We start from the raw sequence: 334 nt of genomic DNA on the forward strand, positions 1-334 counted from the left end.
ATGATGTTCTGTCTTGTTAGAATCTCCAACCTTTCTGAAAGGCCCGCCTATGTCTACTTCGAAACGTTAAAGGCAGAGATATTGTATCGAGGTAGGTGGCATCCAGTTGATGTACCGAGCTTTCCTGAAGGCGCAAACATGCAGTTTGATTTACCTGAGAATATCCAATTCCATGCGGGAGTTAAGCAGATCCCATTCTTCAATAAATTTAGCAGCCCGGTTATTTCACTAGATCAACCCTATTCCAAGTACTTTGCAGTCACGTGTCATGATCGTGGCGCTATGGAGCACGGAGAAAAACTTCGACTTGAATTTAAAGACTGCAATCTAGAAA

Annotated in this window: 1 protein-coding gene; it reads left to right on the forward strand. The window is 42.8% G+C overall.

Translation table 11 applies throughout. The features are described 5' to 3' along the window. Positions 1-138: 138 nt before the first annotated feature. Positions 139-334: hypothetical protein (locus tag B2W52_RS20015; RefSeq protein WP_286803967.1), on the forward strand; the 196-nt coding region annotated here is incomplete at its 3' end.

Origin of the sequence: Marinobacter sp. UBA2498, from assembly GCF_002341575.1 — a bacterium.
Taxonomy (GTDB): Bacteria; Pseudomonadota; Gammaproteobacteria; order Pseudomonadales; family Oleiphilaceae; genus Marinobacter; species Marinobacter manganoxydans.